This is a genomic window from Ruminococcus sp., assembly GCF_019423705.1.
Taxonomy (GTDB): domain Bacteria; phylum Bacillota; class Clostridia; order Oscillospirales; family Ruminococcaceae; genus Hominimerdicola.
In genome coordinates this window covers 125,138-141,226 of the sequence record NZ_JAHZAX010000005.1, presented here as the reverse complement: position 1 = coordinate 141,226, position 16,089 = coordinate 125,138, and the positions used below count along the sequence as shown (strand labels likewise).

Here is a 16,089-nt window from a genome sequence, read left to right as displayed (position 1 = left end):
CACTCTACATAGTTCGTCCAACGAAAGCACACACGATCTCTATTCCCTAAGTCCCAATATACTCCATTTCATTCTTCATTTGCACAAATCCAAACTTTTCATATAAAGGTCTGCCCTCTTCTGTCGCTTCAAGAGAAATAGCATTGATACCTCTTCTCTTTGCATCTTCAACTAGTAATGTCAGCGTCTTTGTGGCAATACCATTTCTGCGATATGAAGGACTAGTATATATATTCATAATATATGCTTTCTTTCCACTTGGATTATGATAGGTAGGCATAACTTGGTAATAACTAACTCCACCTGCACCAACAAATTTATTGCCATCAAAAACCAAATAAGCGGTGTGAGAGTCATAAAGAAAGGCTTGTCTATAATACTCATAAGAAAACCTTTCTACTTCATACATATCAATATCAGACGATAGTTTATTAGCTGCCCGCAAAACTTCTATTCTTGTTTTGGTCAGTAGATCTATATCTTCTATCGTTCCTTTTTTATATATAAGATCCAAACGAATCATCCTCTCAATTAAGCAAAATACAGGTATATGTTTATTTCAAAAAACGCTGGCACGCATAGGATCAAGATCCCTTTGTCAACATTACTACGCACTCAACGTGGCTCGTTCTCCCGAACAGATCCACCCCTCTGACCCTGTCCGTCCTGTAACCAAGCTCGCCAAGTATCGCACAGTCTCTCGCCGCCGTGGCGTGGTTGCAGGATATCATCACGATCCTGTCCGGAGCCATTTTCGCCATATATTCAAGTGCGTCCCTCGTGCAGCCCTTTCTCGCAGGATCGGCAATGATAACGTCAGGCCGCTCGCCTCGCTGATAAAGTATCTCAGCGATCTTTCCTGCGTCGCCGCAAATAAATTCAGCGTTGCCAACGCCGTTGGCCGCAGCATTCCGCTTTGCATTGTCGATAGCCGCCTGAATGATCTCAACACCGATAAGCTTCTTCACCTTTCCGCTCATCGAAAGCCCGATAGTCCCTGCACCGCAGTAAAGATCAAGCAACGTCTCCTTGCCCGTCAACCCAGCAAGCTCCGCCGCAATGCCGTAAAGCCGCTCCGCCTGTATGGTGTTCACCTGGTAAAATGAAAGCGGCGATATCTCAATGTCGTTGCCGCACATAATGTCGTGAATAGTGTCGCTGCCATAAATAGTCACAAGCTTCTGTCCGAGAATACAGTTGGTCTTTTTGCTGTTCTCGTTGATCACAATGCTCTTTATGTCAGCGTATTTTTTCACCAGCAGACCGACAAGCTCCTCAAAAAGCCCCCTCTGCTTCACATCAGTCACCACAAGACAGACCATTATCTCACCCGAGTGCTCACCTCTGCGCAAATATATGTGCCGAAGCAGCCCCCTGCCCGTCTCCTCGTTATATGCCTTTATCCTGCGATCGTTCACATAACCCATTATGTCTCCGACGATCTCGCTGAATATCACGGGCTGTAATGCGCATTCTCTGTGATCGCATACCCTGTGGGAACGCCTCGAGTAAAATCCACAAACCGCTCTGCCCTCCTGCTCAGCCACAGGATACTGCGCCTTGTTGCGATAACCCTCAAGCTCCTCGCAGCCCATAAACTCGTCATATTCGGGATAAAGCTTGCCGATGCGCTCAAAAGAATCTCTGATAAACTTGTCCTTTACCCTGCATTCTTCCTCGTATGTCATATGCCTGAAACAACAGCCGCCGCACTTAGAGTAAACAGGACAGTCGTCCTCCACCCTGTTTTCCGAAGCCTCAACGATCTCTTCAATAATGCCGTAGCAGTATGTCTTGCACACCTTCACGATCCTGCAATCAATTACGTCGCCGATAACGGTCATAGGCACGAACACCGCAATGCCCTCGTGCCGACCAACGCCGTTGCCCTCGTTTGTCATACCGCTTATCTCAAGTCTGATTATCTCATTCTTTTTCAGCATAAAATTCCTCTATCTCATTCTTTCTTTTCAGCATAAGCTCAAAATGCTTGTTGTATTCCAGCGGAAATTTGTAATTGAATACCCTCTGCAACCTTCCGCCCTCAAGGTCAACAAGCTTTGTCGAGCCACCGGCGCCCATTGCAAGAATGGTCTGCACCTCTTCCATTATGTAAATGTTGTAAAGGCTTTCGTGCCCTGCCTTTGTCCAACCAATATTCTCAAGGTTTTCCAGCATATTTTTCTGCCGGTAAAGATAATAAGGCAGATAGCCGCTTTCAAGCAAACGCTCCGTTGCATATTCCACCATTTTGTCCGCAGGATTTTTAAGCACTTCCCTGTTGCCGCTATGATTGAGCCTTGCCGCCCTCTTTATTGAAAGGGTGTGAACAGTTATGTTCTCAGGCGCAAGATCAATAAGACTGTCAATGGTATTCTTGAAACTTTCCACAGTATCCGTGGGCAGTCCTGCAATGATATCCGTATTTATCGAATCAAAGCCCACCTTTCTCGCAAGGGCAAAGCTGTCAAGAAACTGCGCCGTGTTGTGCTTTCGTCCAATAGCTTCAAGCACACTGTCATTCATCGTCTGCGGATTTATCGAAACACGTCCACAGCCGTTTTCTTTCAGTACCCTAAGCTTGTCCTCTGTAATAGTATCAGGTCTGCCTGCCTCAACGGTGTATTCCCTCACCGCAGACATATCAAAGCTTGCCGCAATTGTTTTCATAACCCTGTCAAGCTGCGCCGCCGTCAAGGTAGTAGGCGTTCCGCCGCCAAAGTATACAGTATCAAGCTTCAATCCCAATTTTTTTGTTATGCCAGCCGTGTAAACTATCTCCTCGCAAAGCTTGTTCACATACTCTGGGATAAGCTTCATACACCCCTCGATAGACTGCGAAACGAATGAACAGTACGAACATCTCGTCGGACAAAATGGCACAGAGATATACAAGCTGAAACTCTCCCTGTCAAGAGCGTCCAGCGCAGGCTTCTGCGTCACCGCCGTCTTGTATGCGATATCGCACTTCTCCTCACAACAAAGATATTTCTGCTCCATCGTCTTGTATATCTCGTCACGGCTCATTCCCTCGCCGAGCATATCGTTGACACGCTTGACAGGGCGTATTCCCGTTATAACGCCCCATTTCGGCTTTATTCCCGTCAACTCGCTCATCGCATTGTAAAGCAGCCTTGAAAGGGTCAGCTCCATATCGCAGTCGTCCGACACCTTTTCTTCCTTTCGACAGACCTTTCCATTAAGGCTCACGATAACGTAAAGCAGCGTTGCCTGTGTGGTATCGGTTTCACATTTGTTGCAGTCATTTTCACATATAGGCTCTTTCGCCGCAAAAACATAATCGTCCTCAGTTTCGATCTTGTCCGAATAAATATGCGTAAAAAGAGTGGCGGGGATAAAAAGCTTCATTACCCCCTCCAACTCGTATTTATAATCATTTCCGCTGAATATTAAGGTCATTTCAGAGCCTCCGCCGCCTGTCTCAGATATGGATTATACTTTCTCTCTGCATCAAGTGTGGTCACGTTCATATGACCCGGATAAACAGTCAGATTGCCCCCAAGGTCGGCTATCTTTCCAAGGGATTTCATAAGCGCTGTAGTGCTTCCATCAGGCATATCAGTTCTGCCAACGCTTCTTGCAAAAAGCGTGTCTCCCGTGAAAATATCCGTGCCGCAGATATAGCATACCGAACCGCTGGTGTGGCCTGGGGTCTCCAGCACGTCAAACTCCAGCTCGTCAAGCTTGAGCACGTCGTCCTCAGCGATAACCTGCACCTCGCCCTCATAATTTCTATGACCCCTCACTCTGAAAAGGCTTGCAAGCATTCCGGCGTCGTCGGTGAGCTTCGGCCTGTCCATAATGGAAATATAGACCTCGCAGCCCGTGCGGTCAACAAGGTCAGCCACAGCGCCGATATGATCGAAATGGCCGTGTGTCAGAAATATTTTTTTGAGAGTGAGACCGTTTTTTTCGATCTCACCCAGTATATAATCGGGGTCTGCCGGTGCGTCGATAAGCACGCAGTTGTTTTCATTGCTTGCAACGATATAGCTGTTCGTCTCGCAAATGCTCAGAGGCTTTAGCCTGATAATTCTCATAAGCTTTCCTTTCCTGCCAATTTATTTACCGCTTCTTTCAACGGAAATAACGTTTTTGATCTTCTGAAGCTTGTTCATAACGTTGTTGAGCTGTTCCATTCCTGCAATGCTTACTGTTACCGTCAGCATTGCGTTGCCGTTTTTCAGCTCTCTTGATGATGATTCATAAATGTAAATATTTATCATAGCCAGCGCCGATGAAACGTCCGCCAGCAGACCTATTCTGTCAACAGCGATGATATCGAGCGTACATTTGAAGTAGCCCGTCGGCTTCTCCGTGTTCTCCCACTTGACGTTTACCCAGCGCTCAGCGTTTGAAGGGTCGTCCTTCTGGGAAAGATAATTCACGCAGTCCTTTTTGTGAACGGAAATTCCGTGACCTCTCGTGATAAAGCCCACGATCTCGTCCCCCGGCAGAGGATTACAGCATTGCGCAAACTTAATTGCACAGTTGTCAATACCGTCCACGATAACGCCTGTTGAGTTCTTTGAGGACTTCTTCGTCGCCTCAAGCTCGCCTATATCCGTCTGAGGCTTCTCGCCGTACTTCTTGTTATACTCCGACTTGAGCCTTTGCATAACCTTTGAAAGCTGAACGCCGCCGTAACCGATAGCCGCAAAGAAATCGTCCAGCGTTTCACAGCTGTGCCTGTGCATATCCATTTTAAGGAAGTCCTCAAGTTCTTCCTCAGGTACTCTGATATTATTTCTGCGAAACTCTCTTTCAAGGGCGTTTCGTCCCTCAAAAATGTTCTCCTCACGTCTTTCCTTTTTAAACCAAGAGCGTATCTTTGACTTCGCCTCGTTGGTCTTGCATATATTCAGCCACGAACGGCTAGGTCCGTGACCCTCAACATTGGTGGTAAGTATCTCGATTATCTCGCCTGTCTTTATCTGGTAATCATAAGATACCATTTTCTTATCCACCTTAGCGCCGCACATTTTGTGACCCACCTGCGTGTGGATAGCATAAGCAAAGTCGATAACAGTCGAACCAACAGGCAGCGTTATCATATCGCCCTTTGGCGTGAATGCGAAAACGTCCTCGGGGGCAAGGTCGTTTTTGATAGCCCTTACTATCTCTTCAACGTCGTTTGACTCCTGCTGTGACTCGATGATCTGTCTTATCCAAGCAAGTCTCTGATCGTCCTTTGAACTGCCCTTAACGCCTTCCTTGTATTTCCAATGGGCGGCGATACCATATTCAGCAGTCCTGTGCATTTCCCAAGTTCTTATCTGCACCTCGAAAGGTATGCCCTCACGTCCGATAACAGTCGTGTGCAAAGACTGATACATATTAGCTTTCGGCGTAGAGATATAGTCCTTGAACCTATTCGGGATAGGTCTGAACATATCGTGGATAATGCCCAGCACGTTGTAACACTCCGTCACCGTGTTGACGATTATTCTCACGGCATATCTGTCGTATATCTGATCTATCTCCTTGCCGTCACGGTAGACCTTTTTGTAAATTCCGTAATTGCTCTTTACACGACCCTCGATCTGCGGAACAGGGTCAAAATCCTTTGCGAGCCTGTCGTGTATCTTGTGCTTTATGCTTTCAACAAGCTCCTCACGGCTGCCCTTTCTGAGCGCCATTTGCTGGTCGATCTCCGCATAAGCGTATGGGTCGAGATAATAGAACGCCAAGTCCTCGAACTCGTCCTTGATAGAACGTATTCCAAGGCGGTGGGCTATCGGCGCATAAATGTTCATCGTCTCGTGGGCGATTGTGCGGCGCTTTGAGTCCTTGCAGAAATTGAGTGTCCGCATATTGTGAAGCCTGTCCGCCAGCTTGATTATGATAACACGGATATCCTCGCTCATCGCAAGAAGTATCTTTCTGATGTTCTCAGCCTTCTGCTCGTCCTTTGTGAAGGTCTCCACTTTTTTCAGCTTTGTTACGCCGTTTACAAGCATTGCAACGTCCGTGCCGAACTGCTTTTGAAGCTCTTCAAGAGTGCAAGGCGTGTCCTCAACAACGTCGTGGAGCAGCGCCGCACAAATGGTGTCTGTATCCATTCCAAGCTCGAGAAGTATATATGCGACTGCAAGAGGGTGGGTGATATAAGGCTCCCCCGACTCTCTCTTCTGATCGTGGTGATATTTCTCCGCAAGCTCATAAGCCGAAACTATCTTTGAAAGGTCATACTGACGCTCGCCGTCAAGTATCTTCTGAATGAGGGTATCTATGGAGCAGACAGACTTTTCGCCGATATGCTCAGGCCGTGACGATACAGGCACGGGGCTGTTGGCATTGTCTGCGACCTGCTCTTCGGTTTTAACTGCCGGAAGCTCTGTGGCTTCCACGGTCTTGATCTCGATATCCTGCGGCTTTTCCTCTGTCTTGACCTCAGTTTTCTCAGCTGTGTTATCAATAACTTTGTTTTCTTCGGACATTTTTCACTTACCTGCCTTTCAGCATAGAATGCAGCCTTACAAGGGTATCTGACTCTTCAAGATTTACCCTGTGCTGTGTTGGGAGAATTTTTATTTTCATCGTCGCAGGCTTGAACTCAACAAGCTCCTTGTCGCTGAAAATATCTATACAAATATGAAGCTTGCAGTAATTCATACTGTCGCTTGAAAGCTTCATAAATAAATTATCGAGAGTGGTGTTTTTGACGGCGTTTATGTGCTTGTAAACGTCCACAAGCTCCTGCCTTGTGGGGATTATCTTTCGGATAAAGTTTGCAGGAAGCTCTTCCCCACGCATAAGTTTTTCATAACAATCCTTTGCGGCAAAATATCTGTCCTGCTTAACGCCGCTCAATCTGTGGTCGATGACCTTTATTGCCGCCGACTCTCTGCCGTTGAACACATTGACTTCAAGGTTCACAAGCATATCTATCTTGTCGCCAACTGCAAAGCAAGCTTTTTCGGGGGCAAGTGAGAATATAAGCGCCTGTCCGTGATAACCTCCGTATGTAAATTCTATCTTCGTGTGCTTGCCCTGCGAAAGTGGTATTATCTTATCCACCCGTGCGCCAAGTATTGCAAAAACTGGCTGAGGGTTTTCCGCACCGAACGGCTCCATACTATTAAGCCCTTTTATACTGTCAACTGAGATATCCTCCGGCATAAGAAGCTTGTCGGCAACAAATTCCAACGCCGGAAAACTTTCCATTGCCTCGCTGTATTCGTAGACCAGCTTTGTGAAGTCCTCAATCCTGTCCGCCGCAAGAGAAAGTCCCCCTGCGCACTCGTGTCCTCCGAACTTTTCGAGAACGTCGCCGCAATGCTGGAAACATTTGAAGATGTTGAAGCCTTTTACGCTTCGTGCCGAACCTCGTGCGTTGCCATTATCATCAATGGAGATTATGATATTTGGCTTGCCGTAAAATTCGAGTATCCTCGACGACACAATGCCGATAACGCCGTGGTGCCAGCCCTTGCCCGAAAGCACCAGCACCCTATGATCGAGCACCTGCGGATCAGCGTTGATGTAATTGACTATCTCCGTCATTATCTCCGTCTCGGTCTGCTTGCGCATTGTGTTAAGGGTCATAAGTGTCTCGGAATAGCTGTCAGAGTCTTCGGGGTCTTCGCAAAGGAGGGTCTTAACAGCGGTCAGCGGAGAACCAAATCTTCCCGACGCATTTATGACAGGTGCGATCCTGAAAGCAATGCCCGTGGAATTTATATTGTTTCGATCTATCTTCGTTTTATCAAGGAGACTGTTCAGACCCAGCACTTCGGTGTTTTTAAGAAATTCAAGTCCACGCTTTACTATCGTTCGGTTCTCCCCCGTCAGCGGCACAACGTCCGCAACTGTTCCGATAGCGCAGATATCGGCGTACTGCTCCATAACCGACTCATAGCTTCCGCCGTCAAGGGCTGCGCAAAGCTTCAGCGCAACGCCAACGCCTGCAAGGTCTTTGTAGGTCGAGGGACAATCCACCTGATGAGGGTCAACTATCGCCCTTGCTCTCGGGAGCTTCTCGGGGGGCTGGTGGTGGTCAGTTATAACAAGCTCCATATCCAGCTCTGCGATACGCTCCGCTTCCTCCACCGCTGAAATGCCGTTATCGACTGTTACGATAAGCTTTACACCTTTCTCAGCCAGCGCTTCGATGGCCTTTACGTTCATACCATATCCGTCCTCACGCTCGGGGATATAGTACATAACATTTGCGCCCATACTTTCGAGATAGTTGTAAAGTATGGTGGTCGAGGTCACGCCGTCGCAGTCGTAATCGCCGTAAATGCAGATAAGGTCATAAGCGTCCACAGCATTATTTATAACATCGGCGGCAAGCTCCATATCCTTTATGGTGAAAGGGTCGCTTAGCTCTTCGCCGTTAAAGAATTCCACCAAGCTGTCAAAATCCGTGAAGCCCCTTGCGGTCATAACGTCAAGGGTCAGCTTATTAAGATCGCACTTTGACCTGAATTCGGCAGTTTTCTTTTCATCAGGTCTTTTTATTCTCCATTTTTTCATACCAAACTGTTCCTTTACACGAGTTTACATTCTATGCTATTATAGCACATAATTAAAGTTTTTTCAAGTAGTTAAGCGTTTTATCAACGTCGTTTAAATACAATGCTCGACTTTAAAACAAATGTTCCACGTGGAACATTTTAAAAATCTGTGTGGAACAGGTAAAACAAAAAGAGAGGCAGTCATAAAAACTGTCTCTCTTTTTCCATAATTCTATAATAGTATTACGTTTTGCGCTTTTGAATTATCCCCAATAAGTTCTCCAAACGTTGAAGTAGCCCCAAGGAATCTTGAATGTGTATGCGATCTTGCTGCTGTTTGTCTTGTAGCTTCTGTTGCACCAGAAGTATACGTTGTAGTCGTTTGCAATGCCGTTGTAATGGGTCTTGCCGTAAACTGCACCGAAAACAGCCTGCTTTACTCTTCTTGAAACGTTCGAGTAATTTGCGCCGTCTCTTGAAAGCTGAGCTGAGGACATAAATCCGCCGCTCTTGTAGATGATATCCTGAACGCTCTTATATCTTGCGTAATATGCTCTCCACATTGCGTTGTTTGTGTACTTCGCTGCAACATACTGGTTTGCTACACAGTCTGCAACATAAACAATAGGCTTATCCCACATTGAGCCAGCCATTTTGCCGACCTCGTGATAAACTATACGGCACATTGCTTCCCAGCCAGCCTTGTCAAAATCCATTCTTGCGGTCTTGATAGTCTGAGTTTTTGAATAGCTTGAAGCCTTTTTACCGTTTAAAGCCTTTACCTTGAACTGATATGTTGTCGCTCTTGAAAGCTTGGAAACTGTTGCGCTTGTTGTCTTAACAGTAGCGTACTTTGTCCATTTCTTGTAATTGCCGCCCTTGATATAAAGCTTATAGCTTGCGGCGCCGCTTACAGCACTCCAATGTACCTTGATTGTGTTTGTCTGCTTCTTGTATGGGTGGGTGAATTCGCTGCCGTAATTGATCTGCTCGATCATCTTAGGAGCTGAAAGTCCTGCTGAAGCAGCTTCTGCGCTCACGCCCTCCGTCATCACAAGAAATGTCATAAGAACTGCAACAAACATAACAAAGATCTTCATTGCCTTGCTTGTTTCCTGCTTAAAAGAATTTGCTGAATAATTCATTAGTAATATGGTCTGTTCGCTCGGCGCAAGCTGCGCTTTCTGCAAAACTAACCTTTCACACCCTTTCGTTTAATTAGCGCACATTAGTCTTTGCGCTGCGCTATTTAATGTTTATTACAGTCTAGTAAAAATATGTATCAATTTGTAACGATAACGCTTTAGAAAGTTACAGATCGATTACAAATTACTACACTATTGTAACACGTCAATTAACGTTTGTCAAGCTTTTTTCTTTATTTTTCGTATATTGTTTAAAAAACGGGCTGAAAATTGTACTGATTGTACTAAATATTCGTCACATTGAATATTAATCTATTGTGATAATAAAGCAAATTGCACATAACGACCAACGCAAATATGTGCAAAATATTAAGAAATATCAGCAAAAAACAGGGATCAACCACGGCGATCCTGTCAGAATTACGAAAATGCTGTGGGGAAAGAGGCACAAAAATGAAAAAGTATTTACCCGAAGGCAAGGTCTTTAATTCAAATGAAAACAGATATTATCTCCAAAACGAGCACACGATGTCAGAAGCTATGGCGCAGGGACTCATTTTAGAGGGACACGCAATTCTTTGCACCAGCGAGCACGATCTTATCGTTGAGCTGCCATTCGGTAAGGGTGTCATTCCAAGGATCGAGGGTGCGATCGGAATTCGTGAGGGCACGACCAAAGACATCGCTCTGCTTTCCCGTGTGAACAAGACGGTGTGCTTCAAGGTCACGGACATTGCGAGGGTGGGCGGCGAAATCGTCTGCACGCTGTCTAGGCGGCTCGCTCAGGAGGAATGCCTTGAAAGATACATATCCGGTCTGACCTCGGGGGACGTTATCCCTGCAAAAGTGACCCACCTTGAGCCATTTGGCTGCTTTGTGGATATCGGCTGCGGACTTCCATCTCTCATTCCTATCGACGCAATTTCCGTTTCGAGGATATCCCACCCTAATGACAGATTTTTCAACGGGCAGGATATTTACGCCGTTGTGAAATCCAACGAGGGCGATCGTGTTTGCCTTTCCCACAAGGAGCTGCTGGGCACTTGGGAGGAGAACGCCGCTTTGTTTTCGGCTGGGGAAACTGTGGGCGGGATTGTCCGCTCAGTTGAGCCATACGGCATTTTTATCGAGCTTGCGCCAAACCTTGCAGGGCTTGCCGAACCAAGGGAAAATGTGTTCGTTGGGCAGGCGGCAAGCGTTTACATAAAGGCACTAATACCCGAAAAAATGAAAGTGAAACTTATTATTGTTGACGTTTTTGAAAACAGCGTATTTCCCTCAAAGATAAACTACTTCATTACGGGTGGAAAGCTCACAAAATGGGTATATTCCACCAACGAATGTGAAAAGAACATTTACTCAGATTTCTGACATAAAGAAAAGCTGCTGTACATTTAATCGTACAACAGCTTTTTTATATAACAATATTAAATCTACCTTCTGCCCTTTATCTTATCCCAATAAAGCTTTGCAGTCTGCTCGGTCTTATTCTCGCCGTAATTGTAATAGACCCTGCCAACCAGCTTATCGGGGAGATATTGCTGCTCCACCCAATGGTTCGGATAGTCGTGTGGATAGAGGTAATGCTGACCCTTGACCGCTGCGCCCTCGCCGTCAAAATGCTTATTCTGCAAGTGGCGTGGATAATCGCCCCCGTCGCCGTTACGCACGTCCGCAAGTGCTGCGTCGATAGCGGCTTCGGCTGAGTTAGATTTCGGCGCTGTGGCAAGAAGGATTATGGCTTCCGCAAGGGGTATCCTCGCTTCGGGGAGGCCAAGTTGCAGCGCAGAATCTACGCAATTTTTCGTCACAACAGCGGCAAGTGGATAGGCAAGGCCGATATCCTCGCTGGCGATAACGAGAAGCCGCCTGCAAAGGGAGATTATATCCCCAGCTTCGATGAGCCGTGCGGCATAATGAAGTGCGGCGTTTTCGTCCGAACCTCTGATAGATTTTTGCAGGGCGGACAAGATATCATAATGCTGGTCGCCGTCACGATCGTAACGCATATTGCTGCGCTGAGTGAGCAGCTTGACGTTATCAAGCTTGACTGTCAGCTTTTCGCCGTCATTATCGGCGGAGAGGATACAAAGCTCAACGGTGTTGATAGACTTTCGCACATCGCCGCCGCAGCCCCTTGCAATATACTCAAGAACGCCGTTTTCAAGGCGCAGTTTCAGCCCCAGTTCGTCCGCCATAAGCTGAAACGCACGCTTTATGGCAGGCATTATCTCCTCGGCGGTCATCGGTTTGAACTCAAAGACAGTCGAGCGGCTTATTATTGCGTTATAGACGTAAAAATACGGATTTTCCGTCGTGGAGGCGATAAGTGTTATCTTGCCGTTTTCGATATACTCGAGCAGCGATTGCTGCTGTTTTTTGTTAAGATACTGTATCTCGTCGAGGTAAAGCAAAATGCCGTTTATGCCGCTGAGAGTCTCGGTCTCGGCGACTATCTGCTTGATATCGGCGATAGAGGCGCTTGTGCCGTTGAGCTTGTGCATTGTCATATGGGCGTTGTTTGCGATCATTCTCGCAACGGTGGTCTTGCCGATACCCGACGGGCCATAGAATATCATATTTGGTATTTTTCCGCTCTCGATGATACGTCTTAACGGCTTGTCCTTGCCCAGCAGGTGGGACTGTCCGACTATATCGTCAAGGGTCTTTGGTCTTATTCTTTCCGCCAATGGCACAGTCATTTCAAAATCTCCTTACAAATTGCCTAGCGCTTAGTGCTTAATATGCTTAAAAATCAGTCGAGAATGTTCTGTATATCCTCGAGCTGGAGCTGATAAGCACGGCTGTTTATCTTTTTCAGCAGATAGTTTTTCGCAACAAGCACCGCTTCTTGGTACTTTGTATTTTCCATACCCAGACACACACGATAGATAACGAACTGCGTGGAGGATATTTTCATCACGATATGGTTATTGCCCTCAAATGTGCCCCTGCAAATGGAATTCGAGCTGACGAAATTCCACAGGTCGCTATAAGTCACCGCCGTGACCTCGTCGTTTATAAACTGCTGGATAAGCTCGTTCACAGCCATTCCCCCTATATATATGATAGTACATACATTATAGCACATTCTTTCGCATATTTCAACATTTCGTGACGATTTTGCGCAAAAAAAGGGACGAACATTGTCCGTCCCTTTGATATACTATCTTAAATTACTCGTAAAGTGGATATTTCTTGCAGATAGCGTTTACCTTTGCTCTGATCTCGTCAGCCTTATTGTCGAAATCTGTTGCTGTAAGGTACATACACTCAGCGATAACGTCCATATCCTCTTCAACAAGACCTCTTGTTGTTACGGCTGCTGTACCAACTCTTACGCCGCTTGTTACAAATGGCTTCTCAGGGTCGTTAGGGATTGCGTTCTTGTTTACTGTGATGAAAACTTCGTCAAGCTTCTTCTCAAATTCCTTGCCTGTTAGGTGGAATGGTCTGAGGTCAACAAGCATAAGGTGGTTGTCTGTGCCGCCGGAAACGAGGTTGAAACCTCTGTCAAGAAGTCCCTTTGCAAGAGCCTGTGCGTTCTTTACGATCTGCTCGCCATAAGCCTTGAACTCAGGCTTGAGAGCCTCGCCGAAGCAAACAGCCTTTGCAGCGATAACGTGCATAAGAGGGCCGCCCTGTGTGCCCGGGAAGATAGCGGAATTGATCTTCTTTGCGATATACTCGTTATTTGTGAGGATAAGGCCGCCTCTTGGACCTCTGAGGGTCTTATGAGTTGTTGTTGTAACGATATCGGCATATGGAACAGGAGACTGGTGGCAGCCTGCGGCAACAAGGCCTGCGATATGCGCCATATCTACCATAAGATAAGCGCCGACAGCCTTTGCGATCTCAGAAAGCTTTGCAAAGTCGATAGCTCTTGGATAAGCGCTTGCGCCTGCAACGATAAGTCTTGGTCTGCACTTATTTGCCTGCTTATAGAGAGCCTCATAATCGATATAGCCCTCATCGTTTACGCCGTAAGGAACGAAGTTGAAATACTTACCAGAAAGGTTTACAGGTGAGCCGTGTGTAAGGTGTCCGCCTGCGTCAAGGCTCATACCCATTACTGTATCGCCCGGCTTGAGGAGAGCGAAGTAAACGGCCGTATTAGCCTGTGCGCCGGAATGAGGCTGAACGTTTGCATACTTTGCGCCGAATAGCTTGCAGGCTCTCTGAACAGCGATATCCTCAACAACGTCAACACATTGGCAGCCGCCGTAATATCTCTTACCAGAATAACCCTCAGCATATTTATTCGTAAGTACTGAACCCATAGCTGCCATAACAGCAGGTGAAACTATGTTTTCGCTGGCGATGAGCTCAAGATTTCTTCTCTGTCTTGCAAGCTCTGCATTCATTGCTTCGCCGACTTCTTTATCAACATTTTCTACAAAGCCGATAGTATCAAGCATTTTCATAAAATAAAAACTCCAATCGTCTAAATTTTTACGGACGAACCGTTCCTTTTTATTATAGCGCATTTTCCCGATTTTTGCAATAGATTTTTTGAAATTCTTTTTGACTTGACAATTCTCTTTAAATATGGTATCATAGCATAGGCGGAAACCATTGGGCGTGGTTTTTGACGGAAGAGGACAATTTATAGGATACGAGGGTCGCTGCGTGGTGACCCTCTTTCCTTTTATAAACTTATATAACGAAATTAAAATAAATGTGAATATATTTTGTATTTCATTGATTTAAGTCAGTTATTATGGTATAATAAGATTTTAGAGTATACAAATAAAAAAGGTGGGATATACTTTGCCTATTAAGATACCAAATGATCTTCCTGCGTTTCACACGCTGGAAAAAGAGAATATATTTGTAATTCCCGACGACAGGGCTGCGCACCAGGATATCCGTGCGCTGAAGATCGCAATTGTGAACCTTATGCCCGACAAGATCGCAACAGAGACGCAGCTTCTAAGGCTTCTCAGCAACACGCCGCTCCACGTTGATATCGACCTTGTTCAGATGAGCAGCCATATGTCAAAAAACACGCCGCAGGAGCATATGCTGGCGTTTTACAAGAGCTTTGACGAGGTTTGTCACAACCGCTATGACGGACTTATCATAACGGGTGCGCCTGTTGAGCAGCTCGATTATGAGGACGTTGACTATTGGGAAGAGCTTTGCAGGGTCTTTGAATGGTCAAAGACAAACGTTTTCTCGACGATACACATTTGCTGGGGAGCGCAGGCAGGGCTTTATTATCATTACGGTGTGCCAAAGCACCCTCTTGAAAAGAAGATGTTCGGCAATTTCAAGCACCACATTGAGTTCCCAGAGAGCATTATACTCAAGGGCTTTGGCGATGTTTTCCATTGCCCACACTCAAGGCACACGGAAGTTCGCCGTGAGGACATTGAAAAGTGCGACAAGCTCATAGTTGTGGCTGAATCAAACGAGGCTGGCGTTCATCTTGTTTCCGACAAGACCCAGCGGCAGTTTTTCCTGTTTGGTCATTGGGAATACGATCGTGAGACACTTGCGAAAGAGTATTTCAGAGACAAGGAAAAGGGTCTGCCGATAGACATTCCGTACAGCTACTTCCCTGAGGACGACCCGAACAACAAGCCTATTTTCAATTGGAGCTGTTCGGCAAATCTGCTTTATTCAAACTGGCTCAATTACTGCATTTATCAGAAAACTCCGTATGATCTTAACGAGCTTGTGGCGGTCGGTGATGAGCAATGAAAAACGGCAGACACATTGCTGAATTTTACGGCGTCGGCGTAATGCTGGCGATAGTTGGCGGATTTCTTGACGCATACACATACATTTCCCGTGACGGAGTTTTCGCAAATGCGCAGACGGGAAATATGGTGCTTCTTGCGATCAATGTGAGAAACGGCAACTGGCTGAAAGTTTTTCTGTATTTAATGCCGATACTTTCATTTATGCTGGGTGTTTTGATAGTGGAGTTTATAAAATCGAAATTCAACGAGCACCCGACCATTCATTGGCACAGGATAATAATCGGCGCTGAGATAATCGTGCTGACGGCGGTGGGATTCATACCTTCGGGCAATCTCAACACGCTGGCGAACATTCTTGTATCCTTCACTTGCGCAATGCAGGTCGAGGGCTTCAGAAAAATGGACGGCAAGCCTTTTGCCACGACGATGTGCACCGGCAATCTCCGCAGCGGCACGGACAATCTTTTCCAATATCTCAAGACAAAGAACCGAGACAAGCTCAGCAACGCATTTCAATATTACGGCATAATTCTATGCTTCATCGGTGGTGCGGCGCTCGGTGCGCTGGTGACAGATCAGCTATCGACGAAAGCTGTATTTGTTGCGCTAGCAGGGCTTGTGATAGCGCTTTGCATACTGAGGACAGATGATGACAAGCTTGCGGCGGAAAAGGTGAAAAAGTAAATAAGTAGATAGGATTTAGGACAGTATTTTTGGTACTGTCCTTTTTTGTGCGCAAAAAAACAGGCAATG

The 16,089-nt window shown here is 46.2% G+C and carries 13 protein-coding genes; 3 read left to right on the top strand and 10 right to left on the bottom strand.

The genetic code is table 11. The features are described 5' to 3' along the window. Nucleotides 1–46: 46 nt before the first annotated feature. The 7 genes from QZ371_RS05760 to QZ371_RS05730 form a co-directional block, all read right to left on the bottom strand. Nucleotides 47–514 (bottom strand): GNAT family N-acetyltransferase, encoded by a 468-nt coding sequence (locus tag QZ371_RS05760; protein WP_366558704.1) that lies wholly within the window; start codon nt 512–514, stop codon nt 47–49. Nucleotides 515–584: 70 nt separating this feature from the next. Continuing rightward, nucleotides 585–1,943, bottom strand: coding sequence for a 23S rRNA (uracil(1939)-C(5))-methyltransferase RlmD (gene rlmD / locus QZ371_RS05755; RefSeq protein WP_295210547.1), 1,359 nt, complete (start codon nt 1,941–1,943; stop codon nt 585–587). After that, the gene (gene hemZ / locus QZ371_RS05750) at nt 1,927–3,420 is read right to left on the bottom strand and encodes a coproporphyrinogen dehydrogenase HemZ (protein WP_295210545.1); all 1,494 of its coding nucleotides are present in this window, start codon (nt 3,418–3,420) and stop codon (nt 1,927–1,929) included. The genes rlmD and hemZ overlap by 17 nt, the downstream gene beginning before the upstream one ends. Further along, nucleotides 3,417–4,061 carry an MBL fold metallo-hydrolase gene (locus tag QZ371_RS05745; RefSeq protein ID WP_295210543.1) on the bottom strand — a complete coding sequence of 215 codons (645 nt, stop codon included), beginning with the start codon at nt 4,059–4,061 and terminating at the stop codon, nt 3,417–3,419. The genes hemZ and QZ371_RS05745 overlap by 4 nt, the downstream gene beginning before the upstream one ends. A gap of 21 nt (nt 4,062–4,082) precedes the next feature. After that, a complete protein-coding gene (locus tag QZ371_RS05740) occupies nt 4,083–6,461 on the bottom strand; it encodes a bifunctional (p)ppGpp synthetase/guanosine-3',5'-bis(diphosphate) 3'-pyrophosphohydrolase (protein WP_295210541.1) in 2,379 nt (792 codons plus the stop codon). A 7-nt stretch (nt 6,462–6,468) separates the two neighbouring features. Continuing rightward, nucleotides 6,469–8,502 carry a single-stranded-DNA-specific exonuclease RecJ gene (recJ, locus tag QZ371_RS05735; RefSeq protein WP_295210539.1) on the bottom strand — a complete coding sequence of 678 codons (2,034 nt, stop codon included), beginning with the start codon at nt 8,500–8,502 and terminating at the stop codon, nt 6,469–6,471. Between the two features lie 244 nt (nt 8,503–8,746). Further along, nucleotides 8,747–9,673, bottom strand: a complete 927-nt coding sequence (locus tag QZ371_RS05730; protein ID WP_295210537.1) for a fibronectin type III domain-containing protein — start codon at nt 9,671–9,673, stop codon at nt 8,747–8,749. A gap of 408 nt (nt 9,674–10,081) precedes the next feature. On the opposite strand from QZ371_RS05730, the gene QZ371_RS05725 reads away from it, so the two are divergent. Continuing rightward, nucleotides 10,082–10,999 (top strand): S1 RNA-binding domain-containing protein, encoded by a 918-nt coding sequence (locus QZ371_RS05725; RefSeq protein ID WP_295210536.1) that lies wholly within the window; start codon nt 10,082–10,084, stop codon nt 10,997–10,999. A gap of 62 nt (nt 11,000–11,061) precedes the next feature. On the opposite strand, the gene QZ371_RS05720 is transcribed toward QZ371_RS05725, so the two are convergent. The 3 genes from QZ371_RS05720 to glyA form a co-directional block, all read right to left on the bottom strand. Then, nucleotides 11,062–12,330, bottom strand: coding sequence for a replication-associated recombination protein A (locus QZ371_RS05720; RefSeq protein ID WP_295210534.1), 1,269 nt, complete (start codon nt 12,328–12,330; stop codon nt 11,062–11,064). Between the two features lie 53 nt (nt 12,331–12,383). Beyond that, nucleotides 12,384–12,680, bottom strand: a complete 297-nt coding sequence (locus tag QZ371_RS05715) for a hypothetical protein (protein WP_295210532.1) — start codon at nt 12,678–12,680, stop codon at nt 12,384–12,386. Between the two features lie 124 nt (nt 12,681–12,804). Then, a complete protein-coding gene (glyA, locus tag QZ371_RS05710; RefSeq protein ID WP_295210530.1) occupies nt 12,805–14,052 on the bottom strand; it encodes a serine hydroxymethyltransferase in 1,248 nt (415 codons plus the stop codon). A gap of 346 nt (nt 14,053–14,398) precedes the next feature. On the opposite strand from glyA, the gene metA reads away from it, so the two are divergent. Both metA and QZ371_RS05700 read left to right on the top strand, forming a co-directional pair. Then, on the top strand, nt 14,399–15,334 hold the full coding sequence (metA, locus tag QZ371_RS05705) for a homoserine O-succinyltransferase (RefSeq protein WP_295210528.1): 936 nt from the start codon (nt 14,399–14,401) through the stop codon (nt 15,332–15,334). Next, entirely contained in the window at nt 15,331–16,020 is a 690-nt protein-coding gene (locus tag QZ371_RS05700) for a YoaK family protein (protein ID WP_295210527.1), read from the top strand. The genes metA and QZ371_RS05700 overlap by 4 nt, the downstream gene beginning before the upstream one ends. Nucleotides 16,021–16,089: the final 69 nt, after the last annotated feature.

Coding starts and splice junctions, on each gene's coding strand:
- rlmD (WP_295210547.1), bottom strand. CDS start 1,943: ATGCTGAAAAAGAATGAGATAATCAGACTTGAGATAAGCGGTATGACA.
- hemZ (WP_295210545.1), bottom strand. CDS start 3,420: ATGACCTTAATATTCAGCGGAAATGATTATAAATACGAGTTGGAGGGG.
- QZ371_RS05745 (WP_295210543.1), bottom strand. CDS start 4,061: ATGAGAATTATCAGGCTAAAGCCTCTGAGCATTTGCGAGACGAACAGC.
- QZ371_RS05740 (WP_295210541.1), bottom strand. CDS start 6,461: ATGTCCGAAGAAAACAAAGTTATTGATAACACAGCTGAGAAAACTGAG.
- recJ (WP_295210539.1), bottom strand. CDS start 8,502: ATGAAAAAATGGAGAATAAAAAGACCTGATGAAAAGAAAACTGCCGAA.
- QZ371_RS05725 (WP_295210536.1), top strand. CDS start 10,082: ATGAAAAAGTATTTACCCGAAGGCAAGGTCTTTAATTCAAATGAAAAC.
- QZ371_RS05720 (WP_295210534.1), bottom strand. CDS start 12,330: ATGACTGTGCCATTGGCGGAAAGAATAAGACCAAAGACCCTTGACGAT.
- QZ371_RS05715 (WP_295210532.1), bottom strand. CDS start 12,680: ATGGCTGTGAACGAGCTTATCCAGCAGTTTATAAACGACGAGGTCACG.
- glyA (WP_295210530.1), bottom strand. CDS start 14,052: ATGAAAATGCTTGATACTATCGGCTTTGTAGAAAATGTTGATAAAGAA.
- QZ371_RS05700 (WP_295210527.1), top strand. CDS start 15,331: ATGAAAAACGGCAGACACATTGCTGAATTTTACGGCGTCGGCGTAATG.